Origin of the sequence: Caballeronia sp. ATUFL_F2_KS9A, assembly GCF_023630765.1 — a bacterium.
Taxonomy (GTDB): domain Bacteria; phylum Pseudomonadota; class Gammaproteobacteria; order Burkholderiales; family Burkholderiaceae; genus Caballeronia; species Caballeronia zhejiangensis.
In genome coordinates, this window is the sequence record NZ_JALQEK010000031.1 from 21,257 (window position 1) to 42,330 (window position 21,074).

At 64.5% G+C, this 21,074-nt stretch carries 19 protein-coding genes and 1 pseudogene; 4 read left to right on the forward strand and 16 right to left on the reverse strand.

Annotation, left to right across the window (positions count from 1 at the left end; all coding sequences use genetic code 11):
• Positions 1–51: 51 nt before the first annotated feature.
• The 6 genes from NCS67_RS18925 to NCS67_RS18950 all read right to left on the reverse strand — a co-directional run bounded on the left by NCS67_RS18925 (position 52) and on the right by NCS67_RS18950 (position 6,542).
• Entirely contained in the window at positions 52–1,971 is a 1,920-nt protein-coding gene (locus NCS67_RS18925; protein WP_250436116.1) for a hybrid sensor histidine kinase/response regulator, read from the reverse strand.
• Positions 1,968–3,692: an ATP-binding response regulator gene (locus tag NCS67_RS18930; protein ID WP_250436118.1), complete on the reverse strand. Its 1,725-nt coding sequence runs from the start codon at positions 3,690–3,692 to the stop codon at positions 1,968–1,970. The genes NCS67_RS18925 and NCS67_RS18930 overlap by 4 nt, the downstream gene beginning before the upstream one ends.
• The gene (locus NCS67_RS18935) at positions 3,689–4,756 is read right to left on the reverse strand and encodes an ATP-binding SpoIIE family protein phosphatase (RefSeq protein ID WP_008354419.1); all 1,068 of its coding nucleotides are present in this window, start codon (positions 4,754–4,756) and stop codon (positions 3,689–3,691) included. The genes NCS67_RS18930 and NCS67_RS18935 overlap by 4 nt, the downstream gene beginning before the upstream one ends.
• Positions 4,741–5,181 (reverse strand): anti-sigma regulatory factor, encoded by a 441-nt coding sequence (locus NCS67_RS18940; protein ID WP_008354418.1) that lies wholly within the window; start codon positions 5,179–5,181, stop codon positions 4,741–4,743. Before NCS67_RS18940 ends, NCS67_RS18935 begins: the two co-directional genes overlap by 16 nt.
• Before the next feature lie 21 nt (positions 5,182–5,202).
• On the reverse strand, positions 5,203–5,562 hold the full coding sequence (locus NCS67_RS18945) for an STAS domain-containing protein (protein ID WP_008354417.1): 360 nt from the start codon (positions 5,560–5,562) through the stop codon (positions 5,203–5,205).
• A gap of 62 nt (positions 5,563–5,624) precedes the next feature.
• Positions 5,625–6,542 carry an STAS domain-containing protein gene (locus NCS67_RS18950; protein ID WP_008354416.1) on the reverse strand — a complete coding sequence of 306 codons (918 nt, stop codon included), beginning with the start codon at positions 6,540–6,542 and terminating at the stop codon, positions 5,625–5,627.
• 383 nt (positions 6,543–6,925) lie between these two features.
• Here NCS67_RS18950 and NCS67_RS18955 point away from each other — a divergent pair, with 383 nt between their 5' ends.
• Both NCS67_RS18955 and NCS67_RS18960 read left to right on the forward strand, forming a co-directional pair.
• Positions 6,926–8,296, forward strand: a complete 1,371-nt coding sequence (locus NCS67_RS18955) for a nucleobase:cation symporter-2 family protein (protein WP_250436120.1) — start codon at positions 6,926–6,928, stop codon at positions 8,294–8,296.
• A gap of 538 nt (positions 8,297–8,834) precedes the next feature.
• A complete protein-coding gene (locus NCS67_RS18960) occupies positions 8,835–9,659 on the forward strand; it encodes an alpha/beta hydrolase (protein WP_250436122.1) in 825 nt (274 codons plus the stop codon).
• On the opposite strand, the gene NCS67_RS18965 is transcribed toward NCS67_RS18960, so the two are convergent.
• Positions 9,656–10,468 carry an exodeoxyribonuclease III gene (locus NCS67_RS18965; protein WP_175982868.1) on the reverse strand — a complete coding sequence of 271 codons (813 nt, stop codon included), beginning with the start codon at positions 10,466–10,468 and terminating at the stop codon, positions 9,656–9,658. The genes NCS67_RS18960 and NCS67_RS18965 overlap by 4 nt on opposite strands.
• 68 nt (positions 10,469–10,536) lie before the next feature.
• A complete protein-coding gene (locus NCS67_RS18970; protein WP_008354411.1) occupies positions 10,537–11,541 on the reverse strand; it encodes an aldo/keto reductase in 1,005 nt (334 codons plus the stop codon).
• A gap of 108 nt (positions 11,542–11,649) precedes the next feature.
• Between NCS67_RS18970 and NCS67_RS18975 the strand changes: the two are divergent.
• Positions 11,650–12,543 (forward strand): annotated as a pseudogene (locus NCS67_RS18975) (LysR family transcriptional regulator).
• A gap of 6 nt (positions 12,544–12,549) precedes the next feature.
• Here the strand turns inward: NCS67_RS18975 and NCS67_RS18980 are convergent.
• The 6 genes from NCS67_RS18980 to NCS67_RS19005 all read right to left on the reverse strand — a co-directional run bounded on the left by NCS67_RS18980 (position 12,550) and on the right by NCS67_RS19005 (position 18,037).
• On the reverse strand, positions 12,550–13,428 hold the full coding sequence (locus NCS67_RS18980) for an ABC transporter permease (protein ID WP_250436124.1): 879 nt from the start codon (positions 13,426–13,428) through the stop codon (positions 12,550–12,552).
• Positions 13,425–14,249 (reverse strand): ABC transporter ATP-binding protein, encoded by an 825-nt coding sequence (locus tag NCS67_RS18985; protein WP_008354408.1) that lies wholly within the window; start codon positions 14,247–14,249, stop codon positions 13,425–13,427. The genes NCS67_RS18980 and NCS67_RS18985 overlap by 4 nt, the downstream gene beginning before the upstream one ends.
• Positions 14,250–14,348: 99 nt before the next feature.
• Complete coding sequence (locus NCS67_RS18990; protein WP_008354407.1) at positions 14,349–15,371, reverse strand: ABC transporter substrate-binding protein; 1,023 nt, start codon at positions 15,369–15,371, stop codon at positions 14,349–14,351.
• A gap of 29 nt (positions 15,372–15,400) precedes the next feature.
• A complete protein-coding gene (locus NCS67_RS18995; RefSeq protein ID WP_250436125.1) occupies positions 15,401–16,297 on the reverse strand; it encodes a TauD/TfdA dioxygenase family protein in 897 nt (298 codons plus the stop codon).
• A gap of 113 nt (positions 16,298–16,410) precedes the next feature.
• Positions 16,411–17,589: a DNA polymerase IV gene (dinB, locus tag NCS67_RS19000; RefSeq protein WP_250436126.1), complete on the reverse strand. Its 1,179-nt coding sequence runs from the start codon at positions 17,587–17,589 to the stop codon at positions 16,411–16,413.
• An 82-nt stretch (positions 17,590–17,671) separates the two neighbouring features.
• Positions 17,672–18,037, reverse strand: a complete 366-nt coding sequence (locus NCS67_RS19005; protein ID WP_008354403.1) for a hypothetical protein — start codon at positions 18,035–18,037, stop codon at positions 17,672–17,674.
• A 279-nt stretch (positions 18,038–18,316) separates the two neighbouring features.
• Here NCS67_RS19005 and NCS67_RS19010 point away from each other — a divergent pair, with 279 nt between their 5' ends.
• Positions 18,317–18,511 carry a DUF3563 family protein gene (locus tag NCS67_RS19010; protein WP_008354402.1) on the forward strand — a complete coding sequence of 65 codons (195 nt, stop codon included), beginning with the start codon at positions 18,317–18,319 and terminating at the stop codon, positions 18,509–18,511.
• A 24-nt stretch (positions 18,512–18,535) separates the two neighbouring features.
• Here the strand turns inward: NCS67_RS19010 and NCS67_RS19015 are convergent, their stop codons facing one another.
• Positions 18,536–19,219 (reverse strand): response regulator transcription factor, encoded by a 684-nt coding sequence (locus NCS67_RS19015; protein ID WP_033536934.1) that lies wholly within the window; start codon positions 19,217–19,219, stop codon positions 18,536–18,538.
• 177 nt (positions 19,220–19,396) lie between these two features.
• Positions 19,397–20,746, reverse strand: coding sequence for a sensor histidine kinase (locus tag NCS67_RS19020; protein ID WP_250436127.1), 1,350 nt, complete (start codon positions 20,744–20,746; stop codon positions 19,397–19,399).
• Positions 20,747–21,074 lie beyond the last annotated feature (328 nt).

Sequence of the window (21,074 nt, forward strand, 5' to 3'; positions counted from 1 at the left end):
GCGCGCGATTACGCCATTTCCATTGGCAATTCAGATTTTTCGGCTCCGCCCTCAGGCGAACTTTCCCGACACCGCCCTTTGAATCTCCGCGAACGCCACCGGCTTCACGAGATGATGATCGAAGCCCGCTTCCTTCGAGCGCTGACGATCATGCGCCTGCCCGTATCCCGTCACGGCGATCAGCAAGGCATCGGCGGTTGCGGGACGCGCGCGCATCTCGGCCGCGAGCCGGTATCCGTCCATGCCCGGCAAGCCGATATCGAGCAGCACGATCTGCGGCATGAAGGTGTCGGAGACCGCGAGCGCTTCGGTTGCATCGTGCGCCGTGCGAACGTCGAAGCCGTCGGCCTCGAGCAGCAGCGCCATCGCGGTGGCCGCGTCGACGCTGTCATCGACGAGCAGCACGCGCTTGCCCGCGTTGACGGTCGCGGGCGTTGCCGGCGCGCCTTGCGTGGCCACTTGCGCATCCTTCGCGAGCGGCAGCCACACGACGAACTCGCTGCCCGCCTGCGCCCCCGCCGAGAATGCTTCGATGCGTCCGCCCTGCAACTCGACGAGCGTCTTCGCCAGCGGCAAGCCGATGCCGAGCCCGCCCTCCGATCGTTCGAGCGATGTCTCCGATTGCACGAACAGATCGAAGATGTGCGGCAGCATGTCGGACGCGATGCCGATGCCCTTGTCGCGCACGACGATACGCACCTCATCGCCGAACTGTTCCGTTTCGATGGCGATCTCGCCTTCCTCGACGCTGTACTTCGACGCATTCGACAGCAGATTGCCGAACACCTGCGCGAGCCGCACGCTGTCGCCGACGATGTAGAGCGGCGCATCCGGCAGCTTCACCGTCAACGCGTGCCGCTTTCGTTCGAGCGCGGGCTGCACGGTCTCGATGGCCGCCGCGAGCGCCGCCGCGAGATCGACCGTTTCCTGGCGCAGCGTGATCTTGCCCTGCGTGATGCGCGCAACGTCGAGCAGATCGTCGACGAGCCGGCTCAAATGCCGCACCTGTCTGTCGATGATCGCGCGCACCGTCGCGAAGTGCTGCACGGACGGCTCGCGATCCGGATCGAGCAGATCGACCGCATTGCGGATCGGCGCGAGCGGATTGCGCAATTCATGCGCGAGCATCGCGAGAAACTCGTCCTTGCGGCGGTCCGCTTCGCGCAACAGCAGCTCGGCGGCCTTGCGCTCGGAGATATCGTTGACGATGCCCGCGATGCGATACGGCCGCGCCGGATGACCCGCCGCGCCGTTAACCGGAAACGCGCGCTCCGCGACCCAGCGCGGCCCGCCGCTCGCGCGCACGATGCGATATTCGACCTGATACGGCGTGCCGTTCGCGAGCAGTTGCCGATACGCCTCGGCGACATGATCGCGATCGAGGGGAAGAATGTCGCCGGACCAGTGATCGGGGCCAGGCAGGGGCGCGGGCGCGCCGCCGCCGGTATCGAAGAGATGCGCGTAAGCGGGGCTCACATAGAGCAGTTCGTTGGATGCCGGATCGAGCATCCAGAACACGTCGTCGATATTCCCGGCAAGCTGGCGAAAGCGCTCCTCGCTCTCGCGCAGCGCATTTTCCGCGAGCCGCACGCGCAGCAACGCGCGCACATGCGCGATCAGTTCCGCGGGTTCGACAGGCTCGGTCAAATAGCTATCCGCGCCGCCTTCGAGACCGCGAATGCGATCGAGGCTATGCACGGCCGCCGCCGATGTCTGCAGCACGAGCGTGCCCGACGTCTCCGGCGATGCCTTGATCTGCCTGCACACTTCGAGCCCGTTGATGTCGGGCAGCTTCACGTCGAGCAGCACGAGATCGGGCGCTTCGGCGCGCACGCGTTCGAGCGCGGCCGTGCCCGTCGGCGCTTCGATCACGTTGAAGCCCGCGCGCGACAGGATGCGCGTTTTCGCATAGCGCGCGCCGTCGTTGTCGTCGACGTTGAGGATCAGCACCTCGTTCCAGTCGCTTCTCATGATGCTCGTCCCTCGCCCGTCACCGCATCCAGCACGCCCGGCAGCTCGCCACCGCCCGCCGGCTTTTCAACGAACGCGGTCGCCCCCAGCGCCCGCGCTTCATTGCGATCCTCGTCCTCGCCGAGCACCACGATCGGAATGCTGCGCGTCGCGGCCTGCGCGCGCAACGCGGCGAGCCAGATCCACGCTTCCGACGGCGCGGGCCGCACGGCGAGCAGCAACGCGGCGGGCTGCGTGCGCGCGAGCAGGCGGCTCGCTTCGTCGAGCGTCGCGGCGCTCATCGGGCGATACGGCGAAGCGCGCAGCGCGGCCTCGCAGTCGAGCCGCTCGATCGGATTGCTCGCGACGATCAGCACGGCGGGCCGCGTATCGCTCGCGGCGTGATGCGCGGCGTCGACGTCCGCGCCGTAATGCGCGGGAATCGTCGCGCTGAAAGTCGAGCCGCGCCCGGGTTCGCTCGCGAGCGACACATCGCCGCCGAGCAGCTTGCACAGCTTGCGGCACAGCGGCAGGCCGAGGCCCGTACCCTTCACGTATTGCTGAAGGCGGTTTTCGACTTGCCCGAACTCTTCGAAGACGACCTGCTGATGCTCCGGCGCGATGCCGATGCCCGTATCGCTGACGGAAAACGTGATGAGCCGGCGCGCGTCGTCATAGCTCGCCGCGACGCGCACTTCGCCGCGCTCGGTGAACTTGAGCGCATTCGATACGAAGTTGCGCAGCACCTGCGCGACCTTGGCTTCATCGGTATGAATGGGCGGCAGGCCTTCGCACGATTCGAACACGAGTTCCACCGCGCCGCCCGGCGACAGCGGCCGCAACATGCCGCGCAGCGCCGAAAACAGGGTATCGACTTCGAATTCGGCGGGACGCACTTCGATCTTGCCCGCTTCGATCTTCGCGAGATCGAGCAGATCGTCGACCGTTTCCGACAAATCCTCCGCCGCCTTGCGGATGAAGCGCACCTGCTTTTCCTGCTCTTCCGTCAGATCGCCGTCGATACGTTCGAGCAAGAGTTTCGAGAGCGCGCGGATCGACGACAGCGGCGTGCGGAACTCGTGGCTCATGTTCGACAGAAAGCGCGATTTCGATTCGTCCGCGCGGCGCAGATGATCGGCGCGCGCATCCAGCTCCGCATAAAGCGCGACGACGCCGCGATTGGTGTCCTCGAGTTCGCGCGTAAGACGCGTGAGCTCCTCCTGACGCTCGCGCAGATCCGCGAGCGCGGCGATCAGCTCGCGATTCTGGCGCTGCAATTCCGCCGCCGTGTCTTCGCTCGGCTGACGCTCGAGTGCGTTCTTCACCGCCTGCGCATCGCACGGCACGCCATCGGGTAAAGCCTTCGCGAGCGAGATCGAGGTGTCGCCATCGGCTTCGTCGGCGATCGCGCATTGATCCATCAGACGTTGCGCCGCGAGCAGGCCCAGCGCGGCTTGCGAGTCGTCGTGGCGCATGGCGCGCAGACGCTCGCCCGCACCGCCGCCCGCCAGAAAACGCACGACGAAGCGCGGCGGGCGCGCGGCGTTATCGACGAGAAATTCCGCGCGCGCCGCCTGCCCCGCGATCAGCACGGTGCGCGCGGCTTCGAGCACCGACGTGGAAATGCGCGTCTGATCCTGCGGCGAGAAGCCGAGCGCCGCGCTCGCATCGCGCGCCTTCACGCGGACCGCGACGATATCGCGCTCGTGATCGATCCGCATCGAGTAGAGCGGTTGCGTCATCCTGCGCTCCCGGCCGCGCGGGCCACGAACACGGTGATGTCGTCGCGGCCGCGCGCGAAGTCGCGATACAGCACCGCCGCGACGAGCGCCGGGTGCCGCATCGCGAGGCCCGGATAGCGCGCGAGATCCCAGCGCGACGTGAGCCCGTCCGAATGCAGCACGACGAGCGCGTTCGGCGGATACGGCACGTCGAAGATCTGCGCGCGCCGCGCCGCATGCCCGACGATGCCGCTGTGCGAGACGAGATGCTTGTGCGTGCCTTCGGTCCACACGCTCGCCGAAATATTGCCGATGCCCGCGAAGCTCACCGCCATGCCCGGCATCGAGGCGAACGCCGGCATGCGCGCGATGCCGACCGCCGCGCCGCGCGTCGGGCGCAGCGCCTCGTTGGCGGCCTCCATGATGCGATCGAGCGCCTGGTCGCCGTTCGCGGCGAGCGCTTTGGCCGCCTCGATCGCCGCGACATTGGCGAGCGGTCCGTGACCGAGGCCATCGGCGACGAGCACGGTGAATTCGCCGTCATGCGCGTAGACGGACCATGCATCGCCGGATACGGTTTCGGTTTGCAGCGGCAGGTTCACGACGCCGTATGTCAGTTGCGGCGCACGCGTGTTCGCCGCGCCCGGCGCGTTCCAGAACACGGCGCGCAACACCGTGCCGCGTTGCGGCGCGCTCCAGATGTCGAGTTCGTCGGAAAGACGCTCGATCGCGCCCATGCCGTTGCCGGGACTGCCCGCCGTCGTGTAGCCGTCCTCGAAACAGCGATGCAGATCGTAAATGCCCGGCCCGTTGTCGATGCACAGCACTTCGATGCCGTAGCGCAAAGTCGCGCCGGCGCCCCTGTCGACGAGCGGACGCACGAGCAGTTCGCCGCGCTGTGCATGCTTCAGCAGATTCGTGCCGCATTCGGTGACGACGATCGCGAGCTCGCCCGCGGCCGTCTCGTTGAAACCGAGCCCCCGCGCGAGTTCGCCGATAGAACGCCGCGCATAGGCGATCTGGCTCGCCTCGGCGATCTCGTAGCGCTGCTGCGCGGCCATCGATTCCTTCAGAACGGTTTCCATTTCGTGATCGAGACGTGCGTGCCTTCGCCCGGCGCGGAGCGGATGTCGAATTCGTCGCACAGACGTTTGGCGCCGCCAAGCCCGAGCCCGAGGCCGCTGCCCGACGTGAATCCGTCGGAGAGCGCGCGCGGGATATCCGGAATGCCCGGACCATTGTCGACGAATTCGAGCTTGAGGCCACGGCGGCCGTTACGCTCGACGAGATAGCAATGCACGTCGCCGCCGCCGCCGTAGATGAGCGTGTTGCGTGCCAGCTCGCTCGCCGCCGTCACGAACTTCGTCTGGTCGATGAGAGACAGGCCCTGCGAGACCGCCTTCTCGCGCACGAACTGGCGCAGCCGCACGATCTGCTCGTCGTTGCGGATCGGCAGCGTGTCGGGCGGCGACGAGGACGTCGGCGCGGCTGTGGAATTGAAGATCGTCATGGAGTCGTGTGCATGCGGCCGTCAGGCCGTGCCGCCCTTCGAAAGGAGCGCCATGCCCTTCTCCACGTTCAGCGCCGTGCGTACGCCCGAAAGCGTGAGGCCGAGTTCGACGAGCGTGATCGCGACCGAAGGCTGCATGCCGACGACGACCGTCTCGGCATCGAGCACGCGCGCCATGGCGGCCGTGTTGCCGATCATGCGTCCGATGAACGAATCGACCACGTCGAGCGAGGAAATGTCGATCAGGACGCCGCGCGCGCCGTCTTTCACGATGCGGCTCGTCAGATCGTCCTGCAGCGCGAGCGCGAGCCGGTCGTGCATGTCGACCTGAATGGTGACGAGCAGGAGCCTGCCCATCGTGAGAATCGGAATGCGTTCCATCGCTTGAAACCCCGTTCAGTCGCGTTGCGTTCGATGCGTGCTTCGAATGGCGAAAGGCTGCGTCATTCCGCTTGCAGCGAATCGAAGCCGTCGCTTGCGCGGCTGCCGCGCGAGGCGTCCTGCGCGGATCCGGCCGTCACCGACTTGCCCGTGCGCTGCAGCGCGACGACGAACGCCGACGCGAGCGTCGCCTTGGTCGTGACGTTCGTGAGATTCACGCCGAGATGAACGATGGTCTGCGCGATCTGCGGACGAATACCGCTGATGATGCAGTCCGCGCCCATCAGACGCGCCGCCGCGACCGTCTTCAGCAAGTGCTGCGCGACGAGCGTATCGACGGTCGGCACGCCGGTGATGTCGATGATCGAAATGGCCGCGCCCGTCTCGACGATCTTCTGCAGCAGGTTTTCCATCACGACTTGCGTGCGCGCCGAATCGAGCGTGCCGATGAGCGGCAGCGCGAGAATGCCGTCCCACAACTGCACGACGGGCGTCGACAGTTCGAGCAGTTCCTGCTGCTGGCGCACGATGACCTGCTCGCGGCTCGCCTGGAACACTTCGGTCGTGAAGAGCCCGAGCTCGTCGAAGAGCGTGCTGATCGTCCAGGTGAGATCGGCGAGCGCGGGAGCATCGTTGACGAGCGTGTCGCGCAAGCGCGCGAAGAGCGGCTGCTTGAGCGAGAACACGAACATCGCGGTCTCGACGGGCGTGAAGCCCTGACGCGCACGCTGCGCCGACATTTCCGCGAGAAACGCGCGCACTTCCTGCCATGCGGACGATTTGAAATCGACGCGTTCGGAGGCGCCGAGCGCCGTCACGAGAAGCGACGTGAACTGGCTGAACTGATTGCGCAGTTCCGCCTCGCCGACGAGGCCGCGCCGCGCCGCGATGGCGTGCTGCTGCGCGAACCATTCCGCGAGCAATTGCTCCTGGTTGCTGGTGAACAGTTGGGCAAGCCGCGTTCCGCCGACCATTTCCATGCCGAGATCCCCGTGCGAGTGATGTTATTGGGCGCCAAGCCCTGGAAGCTGGATTGTTGCATCGCCGCGAAAGCTATCGAAATAAAGCAACGCGAAGCGCTCGGAATGTAGCACGCCATCCCAAAAATCGACAGTGCGACAAGCCTTGCGGCACAAGGGATTCGAGGATTTCTTCCGTTTGTCGCGATGCGCGCTGCGCCGAATCGGCAAATGCTGCCGTGTGCGCGCGATCGCATGGACAATATCGGTCAAATATCCTGAACAAAGTCAAGCGCGCGTCCGATGCCATGTATAGCGGCCCGAATATTTTTTCGGCCGTCGCGCGGTGCAATACTCGGGCGACCCACTCAACGTCATAGACATTCGAGCTTGCCGGAGCGCACATGGCCCAAACGATTCATCCCGTCGACGAAGTGCTGCCCATCGGTCAGATGCTCGCGGTCGGCATTCAGCACGTACTCGTGATGTACGCGGGCGCGATCGCGGTGCCGCTCATCATCGGCGCAGCGCTCAAGCTGCCGAAGGAGCAGGTCGCGTTTCTGATCAGCTCGGACCTCTTCGCGTGCGGAGTCGTCACGCTGGTGCAGTGCATCGGCGTATGGAAATTCGGCATCCGCCTGCCGGTCATCATGGGCGTGAGCTTCGCGCCGGTCGGGCCGATGGTCGCGATGGCATCATCCGGTGCGGGCCTGCCGGCGATCTTCGGCGCGACCATCGCGGCGGGCGTGTTCGCGGTCCTGATCGCGCCGTTCTTCGGACGGCTGATGCGCTTCTTTCCGCCGATCGTCACGGGCACGATCATTCTGACGATCGGCATGACGCTCTTTCCCGTCGCGATCAACTGGGCGGGCGGCGGACGCGGCGCACCGAATTTCGGCGAGCCGCGCAATCTGATGATCGCGGGCATCGTGCTGCTCGCGATTCTGCTCATCAACAAGTATCTGAAGGGCTTCGTCGCGAATATTTCGGTGTTGCTCGGCATGGCGATCGGCTTCGTGATCGCGTTGCCGCTCGGCTTCGTCGATTTCGCGGGCGTCGGTCAAGCCGCGTGGTTCGCGCCGGTGCGGCCGTTCGCGTTCGGCATGCCGGTCTTCGATGTCGCGGCGATCGCCTCGCTGTGTCTCGTGATGGTCGTCATCATGGTGGAATCGCTCGGCATGTTCCTCGCGCTCGGCGATCTCGCGATGCGCCCCGTTTCGCGCATCGATGCGACGCGCGGACTGCGCACCGATGGTCTCGGCACCGTGATCGGCGGCATCTTCAATACGTTTCCGCATTCGTCGTTTTCGCAGAACATCGGGCTCGTGGGCATTACGGGCGTCAAAAGCCGCTGGGTGGTCGCGGTGTCGGGCGTGATCCTGATCCTGCTCGGGCTGCTGCCGAAGCTCTCGAATCTGATTGCTTCGATACCGGTGGTCGTGCTCGGCGGCGCGGGCATCGCGATGTTCGGCATGGTCGCGGCGACCGGCGTGAAGATCCTGAGCAAGGTCGATTTCGATAGCAAGAACAACTTGCTCATCATCGCGATCAGTCTGGGCGTGGGCGTGATTCCGCTTGCCGCGCCGACGTTCTTCGCGCACATGCCGGCGTGGGCGGGGCCGCTGACGCATAGCGGAATCACGCTCGCCGCGGTGTTCGCGATTCTGCTCAACGCGCTGTTCAATCGCGAGCGGGAAGCGGAGGACGTGGAGAAGGAGATCGCTGCGGAGATGCCTTTGAGCTTGCGGCAGGGGGATGTGGATGTGCGGGAGTGAGCGAGTTGCCGGAGATCTGGTCGCTGGCGCCACGCAAGCGGCCTGCAATCGCTCGCGCGCAACCGCGCCCTACCTAACCGCAAGGGGCTTTTGGCCGGGATGAATTCGACCAGAACCTGGAAGCGCTCCGAATCGGGGACATTTGGAACGGTAGGCCAAATCTCATAGTCGACCTCGATACGCCTCTCTTCGACGCCGAGCGCACGAAGATAGCTAACGACGGATTCAACGCGCTTTTTTGTGACCGCCGTTCCGTCTCGTCGCCCTTTTCGAATAGCCATAGAGAACAACAATGTCAGTCCGCGCGACGCTGTTGTTAGCGTCGACGAGCGTGCGCGCCAGATCAACTCGATGGCGATTTGACAGCGACAAGTTGTCCGCGTCGAATTTGATCGATTGGATCCCGCGGAATTCATCCGGGTCATTTTTCTGTCGGTAACAATTCACCGCCCGTTCATGAAATGCAGGCGCAAGCGCACGCATCCACACGCCGCAACTCCACTACCATACGAGGAACGCCAACCCGCCGCCGACACCGATGCGCGAAGTCCTCTGGATCGCCCTGCTCGCCATAGCGCTGGTCTACACGATCGCGCTCGCGGGCCTGTATTGGCTGCAAGGAAGGCTCGTCTATCCGCTGGAACAGATCGAAGCCTTCAAGAACGCCGATGTGGAAGCGCGCACCGAAGCAGTCGTCATCAGAACCGATGACGGCCTCGACCTGACCATGCGCTACAAAGCGCCGCCCGACGACGACGCGCCCACGGTCATCCTCTTTCACGGCAATGGCGAAGACCTTTTCCAGCGCGGTCATGTTGCATTGGAGATGATCGAAGCGGGCTATGGCGTGCTGCTCGCCGAATATCGCGGCTACGGCGGCAATCCCGGCAGGCCGCACGAAGCCGGCCTTTACGCCGATGCGCGCGCCGCCTACGCCTACGCCGCGGCGCGTTCACGCAACATCGTGCTGCACGGTTATTCGCTCGGCTCGGGTGTCGCCGTGCAGCTTGCAAGCGTCGCGAAGATCCATGCGCTGATGCTCGAAGCGCCGTTCACGAGCATCGTCGATGTCGCCGCGAAACGCTTCCGGCTCTTTCCCGTGCGGCTGCTCGCACGCGATCGCTACGAAAGCCTCGCGAAAATCGCATCGATCGATGCGCCGCTCTTGATCTACGGCGGCACGAAAGACGGCGTGATTCCGCCCGAACACTTCCAGCGTCTCTTCGATGCAGCACGCGGCGACAAGCGTCTCGCGCTCATCGAAGACGCCGATCATCTCGACGTTTGGACGATGGGCGGCCGCGAACACGCGATGCAATTCCTCGCGTCGCTGCAACCGACGCGCGACACGCTGCAAGCCTAAGCCGATTTCTTGCGCGTGCGCCCGAGCTTGAGCGTGACCCACGCCGGCGCATGATCGCTCGCATGCGGCTCGCCGCGCACCCATTTGTCGACGCCCGCCGCCTCCAGCTTCTTCGCGAGATCCTTGCTAAGAAGGATGTGATCGATGCGCAAGCCCGAATTCGTCTGCCAATGATTGCGGAAGTAATCCCAGAACGTATAGATGCGCTCATCGGGAAACTTCTGCTTCAGCGCATCGGTCCAGCCTTGCGCGAGCAAAGCCGCGTAGGCCGCGCGGCTCTCCGGCTGCAACAGCGCGTCCTTCAGCCACGAGCGCGTGTTGTAGATGTCGTCATCGGTCGGCACGACGTTGTAATCGCCCGCGAGCACGACGGGATGTCCGCTATCGAGCAACATCTTCGCATGTGCGTTGAAGCGCGCGAACCATTCGAGCTTGTAATCGAACTTCGGGCCGGGCTGCGGATTGCCGTTCGGAAGATAAAGACAGCCGATCAGCAAGCCGCCCACGGCCGCCTCGATATACCGGCTATGCGTATCGTCTTCGTAACCCGGCAGCCCGCGCCGGCTCAGCACCGGCTCCGCGTCTTTCGCGAGAATCGCCACGCCGTTCCACGATTGCTGCCCATGCCATAGCGCGCCGTAGCCCGCGTTCGCGATCGCGTCGGCGGGAAACTGCGCGTCGGTCGCTTTCAGTTCCTGCAGGCAGACGATATCGGGCGATTCGCGTTCGAGCCATGTCAGCAAGGCGTCGAGCCGCGGACGGATGCCGTTGATGTTGAAGGTCGCGATTTTCACTCGGCGTCTCTCCATCGGTGGATCGGGATCGATGCTACACGCGTCGCAGTTTGCGTGCCGCGTCGCGAACCACGCCGGGAGATTCAGCGCTTCTCGCTGTCGAGATGCGCCATCTGCACGGCCTCGTAGCGATCGCCCGCCGCCGCGCCCTTCGGCACCGCCGCTTCGATCGCGGCGAGGTCATCCTTCGTGAGCGCGACATCGAGCGCCCCGAGCGATTCCGTCAGCCGGTCGCGACGGCGCGCGCCGACGACAGGCACGATGTCATCGCCCTGCGCGAGCACCCACGCGATCGCGATCTGCGCGACGCTCACGCCTTTTGCATCGGCGATCTTGCGCAACGCATCGACGAGCGCGAGATTGCGTTCGACGTTGCCTTGCTGAAAGCGCGGACTGTTCGCGCGCCAGTCGCCGGATTGCGCGGCGTCGCGGCTCCAGTGTCCGCTGATGAGTCCGCGCGACAGCACGCCGTACGCCGTGATGCCGATGCCGAGTTCGCGGCATGCCGGAAGAATCGATTCCTCGAGGCCGCGCGAAATCAACGAGTATTCGATCTGCAGATCGCACACCGCATGCACGGCGGCGGCACGGCGAATCGTGTCCGCGCCGACTTCCGACAATCCGACGTGGCGCACATAGCCCGCGTCGATCATCTCGGCGATCGCGCCGACGGTGTCTTCGACCGGCACGTTCGCATCGAGGCGCGCGGGCCGATAAATGTCGATATGTTCGACGCCGAGCCGCTGCAATGTATACGCGAGCGAATTCTTCACGGCGACGGGCCGTCCATCGAACGCGATGAACCGGCCGGCCGGATCGCGCATGCCGCCGAATTTCACGCTGAGAATCGCCGCATCGCGGCGTGAAGGCGGCGCGCTTCTCAACGCTTCGCCGATCAGCATTTCGTTGTGCCCCATGCCGTAGAAGTCGCCGGTGTCGAGCAGCGTCACGCCCGCTTCGAGGGCCGCGTGTATCGTCGCGATGCTCTCCGCGCGATCCGACGGCCCGTACATGCCCGACATGCCCATGCATCCGAGGCCGATCGCCGACGATTGCGGTCCGTTCTTTCCGAGCTTGCGTTGTTCCATGTTCGTTCTCTCCTTGAAGAATGGAGACGATTATGGGAGCAAACCTCGCGTGCGATAATCCGCCTCAATCCGAATGGGCTGTGCGCCTCAGCGAACAATGGGTGAGAGATGAGCGAACCGGATTTGTCGGATCTTCACGCGTTTCTGGCCGTCGCGCGGTCGCGTGGCTTCAGGCAGGCGGCGCTGTTGCGCGGCGTGTCGGCGTCGTCGCTGAGCGAGGCCATACGCAGGCTCGAAACGCGTCTGGGCGTGCGGCTTTTGAATCGCACGACGCGCAGCGTCACGCCGACCGAAGCGGGCGAGCGGCTCATCGAACGCCTCGGGCCCGCGTTCGCGTAAATCGCAGGCGCGCTCGATGCCGTCAACGGCTTTCGCGACAGCCCGACCGGCACGTTGCGCCTGAACGTCCCGCGCATCGTGTCACGCGAGATCCTGCCGCCAATCGTCGCGCGTTTTCTGACGGCGCATCCGGGCATCAAGCTGGAGATCAGCGCAACCGATACCTTCATCGACGTGCTCGCCGCCGGTTTCGATGCGGGCATCCGTTATGACGAGCGCATCGAGCGCGACATGATCGCCGTGCCGATCGGGCCGCGCACGCAACGCTTCGTCGCGGTGGCGTCGCCGGCTTATCTCGCGGCGCACGGCGAGCCGAAGCATCCGCGCGAACTCGTGAATCACGCGTGCATCGGGCATCGTTTCGATAGCGGCGTGCTGGCCGTGTGGGAATTCATGCGCGGCAAGGAAACGATACGCATCGCGCCGGAAGGACCGCTCGTCACGTCGTCGATCGAGATCAGCCGAAGCGCGGCCATCGCGGGATTGGGCCTCGTCTATACGTTCGACGAGTTCGTGCGCGCGGCCATCGACGATGGCGCGCTCGTGCCCGTGCTCAAACCGTGGTGGCAGAGTTTCACCGGGCCGCGTCTCTATTATCCGAGCCGCGCGCACATGCCGGGGCCGTTGCGCGCGTTCATCGACTTCATTCGCGGGGGGAATTGAGCGCGCTCATTGCTGCACGCCCCAGCGGCGCACGGTCACGCGCTCGATCGTATCGAAGACGAGATGCTCCACAGCAAGGCCGATCACGATGACCGCAGCCAGTCCCGCGAACACGCGGTCCGTGTAAAGCTCGTTGCGGTTCTGGAAGATGTACCAGCCGAGCCCGCCCTTGCCCGAGCTCGCGCCGAACACGAGCTCCGCGGCAATCAGCGTGCGCCACGCGAAGGCCCAGCCCACGCGCAAGCCCGCGAGAATCGAAGGCAACGCGGCGGGCACCAGAATCAGCATCACATGGCGCATGCCGTTGAGACCGTAGTTGCGGCCCGTCATGCGCAAGGTCGTCGGCACGGCCTGAAAGCCCGCATACGTGTTGAGCGCGAGCGGCCACAACACCGAATGCACGAGCACGAAAAGCAGGCTTCCGGTGCCGAGGCCGAACCACAGCAACGCGAGCGGCAACAGCGCGATGGAAGGCAGCGGATTGAACATCGCGGTGAGCATCGAAAGGATGTCGCGGCCGATGCGCGTCGACACCGCAAGCGATGTCAGCGCGAACGCGAGCGCCGCGCCGAGCGCATAGCCGCGCAGCAGTACCGACATCGAAATGCCGATCTTCTCGATGAGTTCGCCCGACGCGATGCCCTGCACGAATGCGACGAAGGTCGCGCTGAACGTGGGCAACAGCAGATCGTTATCGACGGCGCGTGCGGCGATTTCCCACAACGCGATCAGCACGAGCGCGATGATCGACTTGCGCAGCCACGCACGATCCGCTAGCCGCTTCGACAGCGGCAACGGCGCTTCATGTTCGACGGCGACGCTCGCGGCAGGCGCGATTTCATACTCGGGCCGCACGGGCGGCACGATCAGATGCGGCGTGCTCATTGCGCGCGCTCCTCTTCGAACAACAGACGATGAATGCGCGCGACGCTCTGCTGAAACTCGCCGCGACCCAGGCTGTCCTGCGTGTATTGATGACTGTTGAGCTCGGCGCGCACGCGTCCCGGATGCGGCGTCAGCAGCAGAATGCGATTGCCGACGATCAGCGCTTCCTCGATCGAGTGGGTGACGAACAACAGCGTGAATCGCTCGTCGCTCCAGAGGCGCAAGAGCTCTTCCTGCATGCGGCGTCGCGTGAGCGCATCGAGTGCGGCGAAGGGCTCGTCCATCAGCAGCACGCGCGGCTGCATCGCGAGGGCGCGTGCAATGGCGACGCGCTGCTTCATGCCGCCCGACAGCGTATGCGGATACGCATCGGCGAATTTGGCGAGACCGACCTTGTCGAGATAATGCAGCGCGCGTTCGCGAGCTTCGGCGCGGCCGAGCTTGCGCGCGACGCGCAGCGGAAAGGCGACGTTCTGCACGACGGTCTTCCACGGCGGCAACTGATCGAACTCCTGAAACACGACGATGCGATCCGCGCCCGGCCCCCGCACACGTTCACCGCCGATTTCGATGCTGCCTCCAACCGGCTCGATGAAGCCGGCAACGGCCTTGAGCAAGGTCGACTTGCCGCAGCCCGAAGGCCCGAGCAGCACGAAGCGGTCGGCGCCGTAGACATCGAAGCTGACATCGTGCGTCGCGCGAACGAGCCGCTCCGGCGTGCGGTATTCGAGCGTGACGTTCTTCGCGCTGAGAAGCTTGCCGCTCGTCGCAGCCTCACGATCGGCTTCGTGCGAATAAAGCGCTTGGGGATTGGCGGCCATGTTCATCTGCCCGATTGCAAACGATCACGATACCGGCGCGCTGCGCTCGAGCGAACCAATCATTGCGCATATCGAATCCGCAATCGCCGATAAGCGGCGTCAGCTTCCGTCTTTCGTCGCGGGATCGGTAAAGAAGTAATCCTGCCACGACTTCGGCTCGTTCTTGATGACGCCGACGCGATGCATGAACTGAGCGAGCCCGAACGTGTTTTGCGGCGCGACCTTGAATTGCACCGACGGATCCTTGATCACCTTGATCAGCAGATCGCGGTCGATCTTCGCGTTGTTCACGCGCAGATAGATATCGGCGGCTTGTTCCGGATGTTGCGTGATATAGCGCGCGGCATCGGCAAGACCGGCGACAAACGCGCGATACGTCTTCGGATTCTCGTTGCGGAATTTCTCGGTCGCGTAGAGCACCGTCGCGGAACTGGGGCCGCCGAGCACATCGTATGAATTGAGCACGATATGCGCTTTTGGATTGCCCGCGAGTTCCTGCTGCTGGAACGGCGGATTGCCGAAGTGCGCGTTGATCTCCGTGCCGCCCGCGATGAGCGCCGCGGCTGCGTCCGGATGCGGCACCGCTTGCGTGAGCTTGTCGAGGCGGTTGTATTCCTTGTCGCCCCATTGCTTGGCCGCCGCGTATTGCAGGACGCGCGATTGCACCGACACGCCGACTGCCGGCACCGCGATGCGATCCTTGTCGGTGAAATCGGCGATGGTTTTTACGCGCGGATCGTTCGATACGAGGTAATACGGGAAGTTGCCGAGCGACGCGACGCCCTTCACGTTTTGCCGTCCGTGCGTGCGGTCCCAGATCGTCAGCAACGGGCCGACGCCCGCCGCGGCGATATCGACCGAGCCGGACAACAGCGCATCGTTGACGCTCGATCCGCCCGACAGCTTCGCCCAGTCGACCTTGATATCGAGCCCTTCCTTCTTGCCTTCCTGCTCGATGAACTTCTGGTCGCGCGCGACATTGAGCAGCAGATACACGACGCCGAATTGCTCGGCGATGCGCAACGTGCCTTCGGCATGCGCGCTCGCCGACGTGACGCCGATCGCGAGCGAAAGCGCCGCGACGAGCGCGCGTGCGCCGCCCTTCCCGGTTCGAGAATGCATCGATGAAACCCCGTAAAAATAGTGGCTTTTTAGAAAGGCGCGTCGCCTTCGATGGTCGTGCGATAGAGCTTGCGGCGCTGATCGTCGGGCGTGCCGGCGGCGAGATGCATCACCGAGCGGTTGTCCCAGAAGACCATGTCGCGTTCGCGCCATTGATGGCGATAGACGAACTCGCTTTGCGTGCTATGCGCGAAGAGTTCCGCGAGCAAGGCGCGGCTTTCGTCTTCCGGCAGACCGATGATGCGCGTCGTGAAATGCTCGCTCACGAAGAGCGCGCGACGCTTGGTTTCCGGATGCGTCCGCACGATCGGATGCGTCACCGGCTTGACTTGCGCGATCTGCTCCGCCGAGAGATTCGGACGCCACGGACTGCGCTTTTGCAGCTCGCCGTATTTGGCGAGATAGGTGTGTTCGGCGACGCGGCCTTCGACTGCATCGCGCAGATGCGCGGGAAGCGTGTCCCACGCGAGATGCTGATTCGCGAACAGCGTGTCGCCGCCGGTCGCGGGCAATTCCTGCGCGTGCAGCATCGAGCCGAGACTCGGCTTGTCCTTGTACGAAAGATCGGAATGCCAGAAATGACCCGCATCGCCGAGACCGATCGGCTTGCCGTTCTCGACGATGTTCGACACGATCAGCACTTCCGGATGCCCCCCGAGCCCGAACTGATGCAGCACGTGAATCTGCAGCGGACCGAAGCGCTTGCTGAACGCGACCTGTTCGTCGGGCGTGATGCGCTGATCGCGAAACACGAGAACGTGATGATCCAGATGCGCGCGATGGATGCGCGCGAAATCGGCTTGTGACAATGGCTTCGACAGATCGAGCCCGATGACTTCCGCGCCGAGCGGCGCATCGAACGGGCGAATCTCGATGGATTGATCGGCGGCAGCGTGCTCGGCAATGGGGGCAGTGAGAATCGTCACGTCGGACTAATGGCAATCGATAGCTTGGGGAAGCGATCAATCTAACGCGCGGCGATTCGCGCGGCAACGAAGCATCTGCGATTACGTTATGCGCCTATGAAATAAGGCGCGCTTCAGTCGCCGGCGATATCGAACGGCAATTCGACCTGCACCGGCTCGACGAAGCCGCTTTCGTCGCGCCCGGCGAGCGCGCTGACGCGTACGCCGAGCAGACGGATGCGGCGATCGAGCACGATGCGCTTCAGGCATTCGGTCGCGGCGCGGCGAATCTCGACGGGATCGGCGGTCGCGACGGGCACGGTCAGATCGCGCGTCACGGTGCGGAAGTCGTCGAAGCGCAGCTTGATGCCGACCGTGCGCCCGACGTAGCCCTTGCGCTGCAAGTCTTCGGCGACGCGCGTGCACAGCCCCGTGAACTCGGCGGAAAGCGTCGCGCGATCCTGCTTCGGATGAAAGTCCCGCTCGAAGGTCGTCTCGCGGCTCATCGACTTGGGCGTCGAAGTGACGACGACAGGCCGCTCGTCCTGCCCCTGCGCGATGCGCGCGAGCCAGGCGGCGTACGTGTGGCCGAAATGCGTCTGCAGGAAACCGGGATCGGCGGCGGCAATATCGCCCACGGTCACGATGCCGAGCGCCGCGAGCTTCTCGTTCGCCTTCGGTCCGATGCCGTTCACCTTGCGCGCGGCGAGCGGCCAGATGCGCGTTGGCAGATCGTCCATCGTGAGGATGGTGAGACCGTCGGGCTTGTCGAGCTCGGAGCCGATCTTCGCGAGCAGCTTGTTGGGCGCGATGCAGATCGAGCAGGTGAGACCCGTCGCGTCGTGCACGGCGTCCTTCATGCGCTGGCCGATCTCGGCGGATTCGCCGGGTAGATCGCTGACATCGATATAAATTTCGTCGATGCCGCGATTCTCGATCTGCGTGGTGAACGTCGCGACGGCCGCCTTGAAAAGCCGCGAATAATGGCGATAGGACTCGAAATCGGTCGGCAGAAGAATTGCGTCGGGCGCGAGCTGGGCGGCTTTCATCATGCCCATCGCGGAAAAGACGCCGAACTTGCGCGCCTCGTAGGTAGACGTGGTGACGACGCCGCGACCCGCGTAATCGCGCAGACGCTTGAAGCGGCGCCTGCCGTCGGGCAACGTTTCAGGCGTGGCGCTGCGCCCGCCGCCGACCACGACGGGCATGCCGCGCAATTCCGGATAACGCAGAAGTTCGACCGACGCGAAGAAGGCGTCCATGTCGAGATGCGCGATGCGGCGCGGTGCGGATGTGGAGGACAGCGCGTCCATCGCGGCGACGAGAGCAGAAAAATGGCTTACTGTACATCCATACAGGTGTTCGCGCTAGAGGCCGCCCGTCGCGATGGCCGGCTCATTCCGGCGTGCGCTTTTCCGCGAGCGCGCGGCGGCAATCGTCGAAAACCTGCCGCACGACATCCGATTGATAGTTGAGGTCTTCGCTATCGAGAATTTCCTCGACGGCGTCGCGGGCCCAGTCGGCTTCGAGCATCGCGCAATGCTGCGTGGCGATGTCGCGGGCGATGGCCGCGAGCTTCGCGACCGTCAGCCAGTCCGCGAGCCGCTGATGACGGTCGAGCCACTTGTGCGCGGCCTGTACGTGAAACGAGGCCGCCGGCCAGTCGCCATTGAGGTAATACGCGCCGAGACTGCCGCATGTGAGCCAGCACAGCAACTCGACGCGGTCGCGGGCACTGAGGGTACGAGACACATCGTTCATGGCGGCCTTCACGAGAGACGATCGACGAATGCGAACAGCGCACAGTTCCGTATGAAACCCCTATTAAAACAAGATAGCACGGGATGGTGCGGCGCGGCAGTGCCTTCCCGCAGCGTGATCCGCGTCACGGTGCGTTGGCGAACGCTTCGTCATGCGAAGAGCAGCATCGCGCATGCCGCGAGTCGCTGCTTCGCGCTCTCATTCGCTGCTAATTCAGCGCGCATAACCTGCTTTCGTCGGCCCCACTCATCGGCCTGCATTCAACGACGGGAGCACATCATGTTTGAACGTCTCACTCACTCCATCGACCATCTCTTTTCGATCCGCACCGCGCAGGAAGCCCGCGACGACTATCTCGCATCGTCGAGCGATCTCGCGGATCTCGAACGGCGCATGCGTCAGATCGAAACGCAGGATCACGACTACAGCATGTATTTTTGCGGCGCGCTCGGCCGTCGATACGACGAGCATTGAGCCGCGCCGCCGATGTCGCGCGCGCTATTTCGTTTCCTCGCGGCCGGCCTGGCCGAGCATCACCGTCCAGCCGAGGCCGCGCACGTTGCGGATCACGCCCGCGCCGAATTTCTTGCGCACCGAATGGATCAGCACGTCGACCGCGTTGCTCTCCACTTCCTTGCCCCAGCCGTAGAGACGGTCTTCGAGTTGATCGCGCGAGAAGATCGTGCCGGGACGTTCGAGCAGCGCGTGCATCAGCGCGAATTCACGCGCGGACAGCACGCCCGACGTCTCTCCGCACGTAAGCGTACGCTGATCGAGATTGAGGCAGAGCGAATCGTCGCCGAGGCGCGAGACCGCGTAGCCCGCCTTGCGGCGCAGCACCGCGCGGATGCGCGCCAGCAGTTCGGGCATGTCGAAGGGCTTGAGCAGATAGTCGTCGGCACCGAGATCGAGGCCCTGGACGCGTGTGTCGAGATCGTCGCGCGCGGTGAGGATCAGCACCGGCGTCGCGTTGCCGGACGTGCGCGCCTGCCGCAAGAGTTCGATGCCCGTCATGCCCGGCAAGCCGAGATCGAGCAGCACGACGGTGTACTCGGCGGCGTTGATCGCCTCGCGGCCCGCGTTGCCGTCGCGGACCCAATCGACGGCGTAATCGGCGTCCTTGAGCGCACGCATCAGGCTCGTGCCGATCTGCACGTCGTCTTCGATCAGAAGAATTCGCATGTTCCACCCCGCGTCCCGCGAGAATGGCGCGCGCCACGCGCCCGGAATGCGGCCCGAAGGATCTGGGAAAACGGAAAACGCACGACCGGTCATTTTGAGTGTTCTACTGACCGGCGACGATCGCTTCGCGCCACGCAGCGAATGCATTGTAATCGGCGGAAAACAGCGCGCAAAACACTAAAGGTTCAACGCGGGCGATGGCACGCTTTCGCTCACTTCCTCGACCGGAAAACCGATCGAAGCGACGATGCCCGAGCGCCCGTCGCTGCGATTTTTGAGCGTCACGTCGCCGCCGTAACGCGCGGCAATCGCCTTCACGATCGACAGCCCCAGCCCGCTGCCCTCGATGTCCGGATTCGCGCGGAAAAAGCGGTCGAACACGCGCGGCAGCAACGCTTCGTCGATGCCCGGCCCCGTGTCGACGACATCGATCCAGACCATGTCGCCATCGCGCCGCGTGCGCAGGTCGATGGTGCCGCCATCGGGCGTATAGCGCACCGCGTTCGACACGAGATTCTTCACCGCCATGCCGATGTCGGTTTCCACCGCGCGCACGTGCGCGTTCACCATTTCCTCCGCGCCGATATCCATGCCGCGCGACAAGGCGATCGGCAGCACGTCGGCGACGGCGGCCGTGACCACGTCCGCGATGTTCACGCGCGCGAGCGGCGCGCCGTTCATCGGCGCATCGGCGCGCGCCATCCGCAAGAGTTGCGTAATCAGCTTGCCGCTGCGCGCGATGCCCTTGCGCAACTCCTGAAAGCGCTCCTGATTGCCGGGATAGATATGCGGCGCGAGATTGTCGGCCTGAAGCTGCAGCGCGGTGAGCGGCGTGCGCAATTCGTGCGCGGCATCGGCGATGAACTTGCGCTCCTTCTCGATCGATGTCGCGAGGCGCTCGATCATCGTGTTGATCGAATGGATGAAGGGCGCGATTTCCGTGGGCACGCCGACGGTCGGCAGCGGCTGCAGATGACCCATGTCGATGGCGCGGACTTCCTCGCCCAGCTCGTTCAACTGACGCAGCGAGCGCCGCACGACGAGCGCGACCGCGATCCACACGAGCGGCAAAAGCACCGCGATCGGCCAGAGCGTTTGCGTCGCGGCTTCCTGCGTGATTTCGCGCCGGATCGACGAGCGCTGCGCGACCTGGATCGTCATCGTCGGCTCCTGGCGCGTGAACATGCGCCAATGCTCGCCGTTGACGTCGACGCCGGAAAAACCCGGCTGCGCGTCGCGCGGAAAGTGCAGCGACGGGTCGGTCGTGCGGAAAGGCAGCGCCTCGCCCGGCTTCCACACCACGGCGACGACGTCGCGCTCGTCCTGGGTGCCGCGTGCGGGATTTTTCGGCAGGCTGTCGGCGAGTCCGTCGCGCAGACGCGCCGCCACTTGTTCGAGCCGCATGTCGAGCAGCGCGCTCATGCCGGTCTTGCTCAACTGATACGAACTCACGCCCTGCACGACGCCGATCACGCTGACGAGCAGCCCGAGCGCGAGCACCAGCTGATTCTTCAGTGATTTGATCATGCGAGTCCGCCGCTTCGGAAGGGAACGGGGCAAAGCTGCAGCCCGTTCGATTTTAGGCGACATTCCCGGGGATTTCGGTCTGAAAGACGACATGTGCGTGGCAGATGCGCGTAAGCGCGGAAAAAAATGCGCCGGTCCGAATCACGGCCGGCGCCAAGGGCTGAGGAGAATACGTGAAACGGGCCGCCGGATTGCTCGGGGAAGCATGCTGCCCGTCCACGTACAGAAGGTAGGCCCGAAGAATTAGCGTTGAATGAGCGCGCAAATGCGCATCGAGCAGCGATTCGCGCGGCGGGATAACATTGCATCCGGCGCTTTCTCATCGGCG